This is a genomic window from Cupriavidus sp. C3SS-1, from assembly GCF_057073755.1.
This window is the reverse complement of the sequence record NZ_CP172699.1, coordinates 2528705-2539407: the sequence shown is the minus strand read 5'-3', so window position 1 is coordinate 2539407 and position 10703 is coordinate 2528705. Positions and strand designations below refer to the sequence as shown.

10 protein-coding genes are annotated in these 10703 nt (G+C 67.1%); 9 read left to right on the top strand and 1 reads right to left on the bottom strand.

The features are described 5' to 3' along the window. Window positions 1–58 precede the first annotated feature (58 nt). Genes hemC through ACIGJC_RS11800 form a run of 3 tightly spaced genes read left to right on the top strand, consistent with a single transcriptional unit; the run spans window position 59 to window position 4323 of the window. Entirely contained in the window at window positions 59–1063 is a 1005-nt protein-coding gene (gene hemC / locus ACIGJC_RS11810) for a hydroxymethylbilane synthase (protein ID WP_483708999.1), read from the top strand. Between the two features lie 9 nt (window positions 1064–1072). Continuing rightward, a complete protein-coding gene (gene hemDX, locus ACIGJC_RS11805) occupies window positions 1073–3130 on the top strand; it encodes a fused uroporphyrinogen-III synthase HemD/membrane protein HemX (protein ID WP_483708997.1) in 2058 nt (685 codons plus the stop codon). A gap of 2 nt (window positions 3131–3132) precedes the next feature. Then, window positions 3133–4323 carry a heme biosynthesis HemY N-terminal domain-containing protein gene (locus tag ACIGJC_RS11800; protein ID WP_483708996.1) on the top strand — a complete coding sequence of 397 codons (1191 nt, stop codon included), beginning with the start codon at window positions 3133–3135 and terminating at the stop codon, window positions 4321–4323. 36 nt (window positions 4324–4359) lie between these two features. Here ACIGJC_RS11800 and ACIGJC_RS11795 read toward each other — a convergent pair whose 3' ends face one another. After that, window positions 4360–5910 carry a cryptochrome/photolyase family protein gene (locus ACIGJC_RS11795; protein ID WP_483708994.1) on the bottom strand — a complete coding sequence of 517 codons (1551 nt, stop codon included), beginning with the start codon at window positions 5908–5910 and terminating at the stop codon, window positions 4360–4362. Between the two features lie 93 nt (window positions 5911–6003). Here ACIGJC_RS11795 and ACIGJC_RS11790 point away from each other — a divergent pair, with 93 nt between their 5' ends. From ACIGJC_RS11790 to ACIGJC_RS11765, 6 genes are all read left to right on the top strand, one after another. Beyond that, window positions 6004–6711 carry a pseudouridine synthase gene (locus ACIGJC_RS11790; RefSeq protein ID WP_483708993.1) on the top strand — a complete coding sequence of 236 codons (708 nt, stop codon included), beginning with the start codon at window positions 6004–6006 and terminating at the stop codon, window positions 6709–6711. A gap of 75 nt (window positions 6712–6786) precedes the next feature. After that, entirely contained in the window at window positions 6787–7359 is a 573-nt protein-coding gene (locus ACIGJC_RS11785) for a YqgE/AlgH family protein (RefSeq protein ID WP_483708992.1), read from the top strand. Next, window positions 7352–7777: a Holliday junction resolvase RuvX gene (gene ruvX / locus ACIGJC_RS11780; protein ID WP_483708991.1), complete on the top strand. Its 426-nt coding sequence runs from the start codon at window positions 7352–7354 to the stop codon at window positions 7775–7777. Before ACIGJC_RS11785 ends, ruvX begins: the two co-directional genes overlap by 8 nt. Continuing rightward, on the top strand, window positions 7774–8298 hold the full coding sequence (gene pyrR, locus ACIGJC_RS11775; protein WP_483708990.1) for a bifunctional pyr operon transcriptional regulator/uracil phosphoribosyltransferase PyrR: 525 nt from the start codon (window positions 7774–7776) through the stop codon (window positions 8296–8298). The genes ruvX and pyrR overlap by 4 nt, the downstream gene beginning before the upstream one ends. 80 nt (window positions 8299–8378) lie before the next feature. Further along, complete coding sequence (locus ACIGJC_RS11770) at window positions 8379–9350, top strand: aspartate carbamoyltransferase catalytic subunit (protein WP_483708989.1); 972 nt, start codon at window positions 8379–8381, stop codon at window positions 9348–9350. A gap of 64 nt (window positions 9351–9414) precedes the next feature. Beyond that, on the top strand, window positions 9415–10698 hold the full coding sequence (locus ACIGJC_RS11765; RefSeq protein WP_483708988.1) for a dihydroorotase: 1284 nt from the start codon (window positions 9415–9417) through the stop codon (window positions 10696–10698). The last annotated feature ends 5 nt before the right edge of the window (window positions 10699–10703 follow it).

Below are 10703 nucleotides of genomic sequence, written 5' to 3'. Positions count from 1 at the left end.
GCTTTACTTCTGTCCGATGGTGCGGAGCGGCGATTGGGTCGCGTGCTAACATTGACGAATGCAAGCATCCGCCTTTCCGACTTCTTCTACCGCCGTGTCCAGCAGCCTTCCACACAAGCTTGTCATTGCCTCTCGCGAGAGCCGTCTGGCCATGTGGCAGGCTGAACATGTGCGTGCTGCACTGCAACAATACTATCCCGCGTGCGATGTGTCCATTCTTGGCATGACCACGCGCGGAGACCAGATTCTAGACCGTACTTTGTCGAAAGTCGGCGGAAAGGGTTTGTTTGTCAAAGAGCTGGAATTCGCGATGGCCGAAGGCCGGGCTGACCTGGCGGTGCATTCCCTCAAGGATGTACCGATGGAACTGCCTGCGGGTTTCGCCCTGACGGCGGTGATGGAGCGTGAAGACCCACGCGATGCACTGGTCTCGTCGGCCTTCGCGTCGCTCGACGACATGCCGGCGGGCACCGTGGTGGGCACGTCGAGCCTGCGCCGCGAAGCCGCGCTGCGGGCACGCTATCCGCACCTCGTCATCAAGCCGCTGCGCGGCAACCTGGATACCCGGCTGGGCAAGCTCGATCGCGGCGAATATGGCGCGATCATCCTGGCCGCGGCGGGTCTGAAGCGCCTGGGCCTGGGCGAGCGCATCCGCGCGCTGATCGCGCCCGAGGCCTCGCTGCCTGCGGCAGGGCAGGGCGCGCTCGGTATCGAGATCCTGTCCACGCGTCCGGACGTCGCCGCATGGCTGGCGCCGCTGAACCATCAGCCCACGGCGCTCGCCGTCACGGCCGAACGGACCGTGTCGCGCATGCTGGGCGGGTCCTGCCAGGTGCCGCTGGCCGCGCATGCGCGCTGGGACGGCGACCAGTTGCGGCTCGACGCCTTCGTGGCCATGCCTGACGGCACGCGCCAGACGCGCGCCACGGCTGCCGGTCCCGCGTTGGATGTCGCGGCGGCTGAAGACATTGGCGAATCCGTCGCGCGCGACCTGCTGGCGCAAGGTGCGGCCGATATCCTCGCCGCGCTGGCTGATACGCCCGATCCCCAAGCTCCCGCCTGAGGCCGGCCCATGCCCCGCCCGACTGTCGTTGTCACACGACCCGCCGGGCAGTCCCGGCAACTGACCGAGGCCCTGCAGGCCGCGGGCCTGGACGTGCTGGGCTTTCCGCTGCTCGCGATTGGCCCCGCCGACGATGACGCGCCGCTGCGCGCCGCGCTGGGGCGCCTGTGCGAATTCGCGCTGGTGGTCTTTGTCAGTCCCAATGCGATTCAGTACGCGTTCGATACGCTCGCGACGGTGCAGGGCAATGCGGTGGCTCAGTGGCCGACCGGCGTGCCGGTGGCCGTGGTCGGCCCCGCGAGCGTCGCGGCCCTGGCCGAGCGTGGCATTGCCGCGCCCCATCACCGCGTGATCGCGCCGGCCGGCGCCGATGGCAACGGCCACGACACGAATGGTGGTGCCGCCGGCGAAGAGCCGCGTTTCGATTCCGAGGCCCTGTGGGCGCAGCTGGACCCGGCCTCGCTGCATGGGCGCGCCGTGCTGATCGTGCGCGGCAACGGCGGCCGCGACTGGCTGGGCGATCGCCTGCGGGCAGCGGGCGCCAGCGTCACGGCGGTCGAAGCGTATCAACGCACCTTGCCCGAGCCCGGCGCCATGCAATGGCAGGCCGTGCGCGAAGGCCTGGGCGCAGGCGCTGCGCCGCAGGCCTGGCTGCTGACCAGCTCCGAAGCCGTACGCAACCTCGATACGCTGGCGCGACAGAACCTGTCGCCGCAGGAACTGAACACCCTGAAACAGGTGCAGTGCATCGCGCCGCATGCGAGAATCGCCGAACAGGCGGAGGGGCTCGGCTTCACACGGATCCTTCGTGCGGCGCCAGGCGACGCCGGCTTGCTTGCGGCATGCAAGCAGTGGGCGGATGCTTATGCCGGACCGGTGCCCGCGAGGCCCACGGCGCCCGTAGCAATGCCGGCGCCAAGGCCGGAGCCGCCGCCCGCCATGACAAACAGGGTCGAACGCGTGACGCAAGAATCTACGTCCTCCTCAACCACCATCCCTCCCGCCGCTACGGCGGCAGTCGCGCCGGGGCAGTCATTCACCGCCCCGCGCCGCAACGCCTCATTGTGGGCGCTGGTGGCCGTCCTGGTGCTGGCGACTGCCGGCGGCTTCTGGTGGCTGCAGCAGCGGGTCGACCACCTGACCGAAGAGCTGGCGCGGCGCCAGCAGAGCAACGACGCGCTGGTGCAGGAGACCCGCGTGCTGTCGCGCAATGCGCAGGACACGGTCAAGGAACTGCAGGCCAAGGTCGGCTCGCTGGACGGCCAGGTCGGCGAAACCCGCGACAAGCAGGTCGCGCTCGAACAGGTCTACCAGGACCTGATGCGCAACCGCGACGACTGGGAAATCGCCGAGATCCAGCAGTTGCTTACCAACGCCGGCCAGCAGCTCCAGCTCACCGGCAACGTGCAGGTCGCGCTGGCCGCGCTGCAGAGCGCCGATGCGCGCCTGGCCCGAACCGACAAGCCGCAGTACAACCTGCTGCGCCGCGCGCTGGCACGCGATATCGCCCGCATGAAGGCGGTGCCCGACACCGACCTGACCGGTGCGGCGATCAAGCTGGACGAGGCCATCAACCAGATCGATTCGCTGCCGCTCTTGTCGAGCGAGCGCATGCTTGAACGTACCGAAGCAGGAGACCGCCAGGAGGCCAGCCGTGGTGCGGCCAAGGGCGCGAAGGGGACCGCGCCGGCAGCGGCTGCGACCGGAAACTGGTTTACCCGGCTGTGGGACTACATGCGCGAGGAAATGGCGCAGGTCATCCGCATCCGCAAGGTCGATGACACCGAAGCCTTGCTGCTGTCGGGCGACCAGGGCTGGTTCCTGCGCGAGAACGTCAAGCTGCGCATGCTCAATGCGCGCCTGGCGCTGCTGTCGCGCAACGAGCCGGTCTTCCGCAATGACCTGGCCGCGGCGCAGGCCATGATCGGCCGTTATTTCGACACCAAATCGCGGCGCGTGCAGACCGTGCTGACGCTGCTCAAGCAGGCGCAGGCCGGCGCGGTGACGGTGCAGCTGCCGACCATGGCGGAAAGCCTGGGCGCGCTGCACGCGCTGAAGAAGGAGTAAGCATGCGCCTTCTGTTCTGGGTCGCGGTGCTGTTTGGTGGCGCCGTCGGACTGGCCCTGTTCACGCAGTTCAATCACAGCAACGTCGTGCTGTTCTATCCGCCGTATCGGGTCGAGCTGTCGCTGAACCTGGCGCTGGCGTTGCTGCTGCTGCTGTTCTTCGTGGTGTGGACGGTCCTCTCCACGGTGCGGCATCTGTCGGAAATGCCGCGCCGCGCCGCGGCCTATCGCGAACGCAGCCGCATGAACAAGGCCCAGGCGGCGCTGCGCGAATCGATCGAGAACCTGTTCGCCGGCCGCTTTGCCCGCGCCGAGCGCGCGGCACGCGAAGCGCAGTCGTGGGAGGCGCAGGCGCAGACCGCTGCACTGGTCGGCGCCCGCGCCGCGCACCGCATGCAGGAAATCGAGCGCCGCGACGCCTGGATGGCACAGGTCACCGACCCCGAGCGCGAGCAGGCCCGGCTGGTATCGATGGCGGAACTGCTGGTCGACGCGCGCGATGCCGAGGGCGCGCTGGAAACCATCGCGCAACTGCAGGCACAGGGCGGACGCCAGATCCACGTGCAGCGCATTGCGCTGCGCGCGCACCAGCATCTGAAGAACTGGTCGGAGGTGCTGCGCCTGGCCCGTTCGCTGGAAAAACGCAACGCGCTGCATCCCGTGCTTGCGCTGCGACTCAAGCAGATGGCCTGCGAGGCCATGCTGGACGAGCGCCGCCACGATGCCGAGGCACTCTCCGCCTTCTGGCGCACGCTTTCGGCCGACGAGCGTCGTGCCGCGCGCATCGCCGAGCCGGCGGCGCGCTACTTTGCCGCGCTTGGCCGGCAGGACGAGGCACGCCGCATCATTGAAGATGCACTCAAGGTCAACTGGGACAGCCGCCTGGTGCTGCGTTATCCCGACTGCGCCAGGGCCGGGCAGGCATTGCCGCAGATCCAGCAGGCGGAAAAATGGATCAATGAGCATCCGGCGGACGCGGATCTCTACTACACGCTCGGCGTGCTTTGCCTCGGCGAACAGCTTTGGGGCAAGGCGCAGTCGAGCTTCGAGCGTGCCTTGAAATATGCGGACCGCAATCACCAGGGCCGTCTGCGCGTGCGTACCCACCTGGCGCTGGCCCGCCTGTTCGAGGAAACCGAGCGGCCCGAGGAAGCGCAGCGCCACTACCGTGAAAGCGCGATGCTGGCCGCCTGAGATTGGCCCGGGGCAGCCGGCCCGAACTGCCGCACGTCAATCCTGCGCGGCCTTTATCTTGCCGGCAGCCGCCTTCACCACCGCATAACGCTCCAGCGTTTCCTTGCGCGCCACGTCATGCTGCACCAGCGGGCGCGGATAGTTTTCTCCAAGCCGCACGCCCGCGGTCGCCAGCACGTCTTCAGGCGCGGTCCACGGCGCATGAATGTATTTATCCGGCAGCGCGGCCAGTTGCGGCAGGTACTTGCGGATAAAGCGCCCTTGCGGGTCGAACTTCTCGGATTGCGTCACCGGGTTGAAGATGCGGAACCACGGCTGCGCATCGCATCCCGTCGAAGCGGCCCATTGCCAGCCGCCGTTGTTGGCCGCCAGGTCGAAGTCGTTGAGCTGGTCGGCAAAATACTGCTCCCCGCGACGCCAGTCCACGCCCAGATCCTTGACCAGGAAGCTGGCCGTCACCATCCGCAGCCTGTTGTGCATATAGCCGCTTTGCAGGATCTGCAGCATCGCGGCATCGATGAGCGGATAACCGGTGGCGGCGTCGCGCCATGCCTCGAAGTAGCGCTCGCCGGTCGTGCCGCTGCGCCAGCGGATGGCGTCATAGGCGGCGTGGAAGGCCGTGCCGGCAGCCACGCGCGGATGGTGGTGCAGGATCATGAAATAGAAGTCCCGCCAGATCAGTTCCGACAACCAAGTGGCCGCGCCGGCGCTGTCCGCGCCACCGCGCAGCGTCACCTCATGCGCCGCGCGGGCCAGGGTGCGGATCGACACCGTGCCGAACCGCAGGTGCACGGACAGGTAGCTCGGGCCGCGCAGGGCGGGGAAGTCGCGCCGGCGGGCATAGTCGCCGATGCGCGACGTGAACTCGTCCAGTAATGCGTATCCGCCTGAGCTGCCGGTTGGCATGGCGATCTCCGGCAGGTTGCTCGGGGCGAAACCGAGGGCTTCCAGCGATGGCATCGGCGCCTGCCGTCGTTCGGGCGGCGGCGCCAGCGCGTGCAGGTACGGCTCGATCGGATAGGGCCGCAGGTCGAACGGCTGTACCGTCCTGAGCCAGCCATTCTTGTACGGCGTGAATACGGAAAAGGGCTTGCCCTGGCCGGTCAGGATCTCGTCCCGCTCGAAGATCACCTGATCCTTGAAGGTGAAGAAGGCGCGAGCATCGGAGGCCAGCGACTGGCGGACGGCGGCGTCGCGCGTATTGGCGGCGGGCTCATAGTCGTGGTTGGCGAACACGGCCTGGGCATCGAGTTCGCGCGCCAGCGCTGGGATGGCGCTGGCGGCAGCCTCGTGCAGAACGATCAGGCCGCCGCCGGCCGCGCGCAGCGTGGCGTCCAGCTCCATCAGCGACTCGCGGATGAACCCGACACGGCGGTCCGCTTTCAGGCCACGGGCCAGCAGTGGATCCAGGATATGCCGGTCGAATACGAACACGCACCACACCCGGGCACAGTGCTTGAGGGCATAATGCAGCGCCGCGTGGTCCGTGGCCCGCAGGTCGCGGCGGAACCACACGAGCCCGCTGTCGAACCGGCGGCCGATGCGGTAGGGCGTACGGCTTGTGGCGGATGGGTCTGCGACTAGCATGGTGCCTGGAGGAAGGGAAAAGCCCGGGCGATACCCTACCATAGCGATACGGCTGCGCCGCTCCACCATCATTTCACTGACGATTCCATTTCCATGACCCTTGATCGCATCCTCCAATCCCAGGGCTTCGGCACGCGCCGCTACTGTGGCGACCTGATCGGCGCCGGGCTGGTGGAGGTCAACGGCGAACTCTGCGAAGACCCGCGCGCCCAGTTCGAGGTCGACGGCCTGCAACTGACCGTCGATGGCGAGGCATGGGTGGCCTGCACCAAGGCCTACCTGATGCTGAACAAGCCGGCCGGCTACGAGTGCTCGCAGCGCCCGCGCAACCATCCCAGCGTCTACAACCTGCTGCCGGTGCCGCTGCGCCAGCGCGAGGTCCAGGCAGTGGGGCGGCTCGATCACGACACCACTGGCCTGCTGCTCCTGACCGACGATGGCCAGTTCATCCACGCCCAGACCTCGCCCAAGCGCAAGGTGCCCAAGGTGTACGAGGTCACGACGGCAGAGCCGGTAACGCCGGAGCAGGCCGAGGCGCTGCGAACCGGTGTGCAGCTCGACGACGAACCCGCGCCGATCGCCGCGGAAGACTGCGAGATCACTGGCGAACACAGCCTGCGGCTGACGCTGGTGCAGGGCAAGTACCACCAGGTCAAGCGCATGGTGGTCGCGGCCGGCAACCATGTGACTGCCCTCCATCGCAGTGCGGTGGGCGGCCTGAAGCTGGATCCCGCACTTCCCGAAGGCGAGTGGCGCTGGCTGACCGCGGAGGACCTGGCGGCCCTGACAGGGAAGGAGTGAGCAAACGGTTGCTGCACTGCAGCGTCGTCCAATTCTTTTCCGGAAGCCCTCCTGTGATTTGATAAAATGCCAGATATGGTCAAGCCCGAAGCACCCATCAATCTGACGAATCAGTTCCTGATTGCCATGCCTGGCATGGCCGATCCGACCTTTTCGGGCTCCGTCGTCTACCTTTGCGAACACAATGAGCGCGGCGCGCTCGGGCTGGTGATCAACCGCCCGATCGATATCGATATGGCCACGCTGTTCGACAAGATCGACCTCAAGCTGGAAATCCAGCCCGTGGCCCATCAGCCCGTTTATTTCGGCGGTCCGGTGCAGACCGAGCGCGGTTTTGTGCTGCATGACCCCGTGGGCATCTACGTATCATCGCTCGCGGTGCCCGGCGGACTGGAGATGACCACCTCCAAGGACGTCCTGGAAGCCGTGGCCAACGGCAGCGGCCCGCACCGTTTCCTGCTGACGCTGGGTTACTCCGGCTGGGGCGCCGGCCAGCTGGAAGAAGAGCTTTCGCGCAATGGCTGGCTCACTGTCCAGGCCGATCCCGAGATCATCTTCAGCGTGCCGCCGGAAGAACGGTTTGCGGCGGCCGTGCGCCTGCTGGGCATCGACTTCACCATGCTCTCCGGCGAGGCCGGGCATGCCTGACGGCGTGGGGCGCGAACTGCCCCGCGACGGCACGGTCCTGGCATTCGACTACGGCGAGAAAAAAATCGGCGTTGCCCTGGGCAACTTCGTCACGCGCCACGCCAGTGCGCTGACCATTCTTCCGAACCTGTCCGTCGAGGGCCGCTTTCAGGTCGTGGGCGAGTTGATCCGCGAATGGAACCCGGTGCAGCTGATTGTCGGCATGCCGGTCAACCCTGAAGGCGGGGAGCAACCTTCCATGCGGCTTGCGCGCCGCTTCGGCAACCAGCTCAATGGGCGCTTCAGCCTGCCGGTGGAGTGGGTGGACGAACGCTATTCCTCGCGCATGGCCGCCATGGCCGGCGCGCGCCGCGGCGAACTCGATGCCGAGGCCGCGCGCATCATCCTGCAACAGTATTTCGACCAGCTTCCGCTATGACCCGAACTACCAATCCCGACGCCGAGGCGCTGTACCGCGCATTGCTCGACCAGGCCCAGGCGCTGATCCAGGCCGATCGCGCGCAGTGGTCCGTGGCCGGCATCCACTCCGGCGGCGCCTGGATTGCGCAGCGGCTGGCGGCGGACCTGGGACTGCCCGACCATGGCGTCATCAACGTTGCCTTTCACCGCGACGACTATGCCAAGAAAGGCCTGCACAGCCAGGCCCAGCCGAGCACGCTGCCGTTCGAGGTGCAGGACCGCAGGATCCTGTTGATCGACGACGTGCTGGCCACCGGCCGCACCATCCGTGCGGCGGTCAATGAACTGTTCGACTATGGCCGCCCGGCGCGTGTCGCGCTGGGTGTGCTGGTGGACCGCGGCGGCCGTGAACTGCCGATCGCGGCGGACCTGGTCGCGCTGCGGACCGAGCTGCCGCGCGAGGCCACGCTGGTGCTGGCGCGCCAGGGCGAGGGCGCGCAGGCGACCTTTGCTTTCTCCACCGAATCCTCGGCCGGTTGAACCGGCCAATTTTTCGTTCACCGGCCCCGAGACCCCGAGACCCATATCACCCCCCGATTTCTGCCCGCGCCTGACCACCCATGACCAAGACGTTCCGCAACCCGCAGCTGACCAAGAACGGCGAACTGAAGCACCTGCTGTCGATCGAGGGCTTGTCGCGTGACATGATCACGCACATCCTGGACACCGCCAGCCAGTTCGTGTCGCTGTCCGACTCCGACCGCGATGTGAAGAAGGTGCCGCTGCTGCGCGGCAAGAGCGTGTTCAACCTGTTCTTCGAGAACTCCACGCGCACCCGCACCACCTTCGAGATCGCCGCCAAGCGGCTGTCGGCGGATGTGCTGAACCTGAACATCAACGCCTCGTCGACCAGCAAGGGCGAGTCGCTGCTGGACACGATCAACAACCTGTCGGCCATGTCGGCGGACATGTTCGTGGTCCGCCACGCCAGTTCCGGCGCGCCGTACCTGATTGCCGAGCACGTGGCGCCCCACGTGCATGTGATCAACGCGGGCGATGGCCGCCATGCGCACCCCACCCAGGGGTTGCTGGACATGTACACGATCCGGCACTTCAAGAAGGACTTCACGCAACTGCGCGTGGCGATCGTCGGCGACATCCTGCATTCGCGCGTGGCGCGTTCCGATATCCACGCGCTCACCACGCTGGGCGTGCCCGAAGTGCGCGCCATTGGCCCGCGCACGCTGCTGCCGTCCGGGCTCGATCAGATGGGCGTGAGGGTCTTCCACAACATGGAAGAGGGCCTCAGGGGGGTGGACGTGGTCATCATGCTGCGCCTGCAGAACGAGCGCATGAGCGGTGCGTTGCTGCCGTCGGCGCAGGAGTACTTCAAGGCCTTCGGCCTGACGCCCGAGCGCCTGGCGCTGGCCGCGCCCGATGCCATCGTGATGCATCCGGGGCCGATGAACCGCGGCGTGGAGATCGACTCCGCGGTGGCGGACGGCCCGCAATCGGTGATCCTGAACCAGGTGACGTTCGGCATTGCCGTGCGCATGGCGGTGATGGGAATCGTGGCAGGAAACAGTGACTGACCGCGCGATGCCGACTTCGAGCCAGAACCTCCCGAACACGCCCAGCGACACGACAAGCCAAGCTATGAAGATTCACATCCAGGGCGGCCGCCTGATCGACCCGGCCGCGAACCTCGACGCCCAGCAGGACCTCTATATCGCCGCCGGAAAGATCGTCGGTGTTGGCAGCGCGCCGGCGGATTTCACCGCCAACAAGACCATCGACGCCCGCGGCCTGATCGTGTGCCCGGGGCTGGTCGACCTCTCGGCGCGGTTGCGCGAGCCTGGCTCCGAACACCGGGCCACGCTCGAATCCGAAGTGGCCGCGGCCGCCGCCGGTGGCGTGACCAGTCTGCTCTGCCCGCCTGACACGGATCCCGTGCTCGACGAGCCCGGCCTGGTCGAGATGCTGAAATTCCGCGCCCGTACGCTGAACCAGACGCACGTCTACCCGCTGGGCGCGCTGACACAGGGCCTGAATGGCGAAGTGCTGACCGAGATGAACCAGCTGACCGAAGCCGGCTGCGTCGGTTTCAGCCAGGCCGATGCGCCCGTGCGCAACACGCAGGTGCTGCTGCGCGCGCTGCAATATGCGCAGACGTTCGGGTTCACCGTGTGGCTGCGTCCGGAAGATCCGTTCCTCGGCGGCGGCGTGGCCGCGAGCGGCGCGGTGGCGTCGCGCCTGGGGCTGTCGGGCGTGTCCGTGATGTCCGAGACGGTGCGCCTGCACACCATCTTCGAACTGATGCGCGCCAGCGGCGCCCGGGTCCATCTTTGCCGCTTGTCGTCGGCAGCGGGGCTGGAACTGGTGCGTCAGGCCAAGCGAGAAGGCTTGCCGGTGACTTGCGACGTGAATATCCACCACGTCTCGCTGACCGACATGGATATCGGTTACTTCAATTCGCAGATGCGCTTCTCGCCGCCGCTGCGCAGCTCGCGCGACCGCGATGCTATCGTGACGGCGCTGGCCGACGGCACGATCGACGCGCTGTGTTCGGATCACACGCCGGTGGACGATGACGAGAAGCTGCTGCCGTTCGCAGAAGCGACGCCGGGCGCCATCGGTCTTGAGCTACTGCTGCCTCTGACGCTGCGCTGGGCTGCAGAGCACAAGGTGCCGCTGCAGACGGCGCTGGCCCGCATCACCTCCGAGCCGGCGCGGGTGGCCGGCCTGAAGGCCGGTACGCTGGCAATGGGCGCCGTCGCCGACGTTTGTGTGTTCGATCCGAAGGAAGTCTGGAAGGTCGAGCGCCAGTCCATCAAGAGCCAGGGCAAGAACTCGCCGTGGCTGGGTTATGAGATGGAGGGCAAGGTGCGCATGACGGTGGTCGGCGGGCAGATTGTCCACGGCAACCACAACCATCACTGACGCGC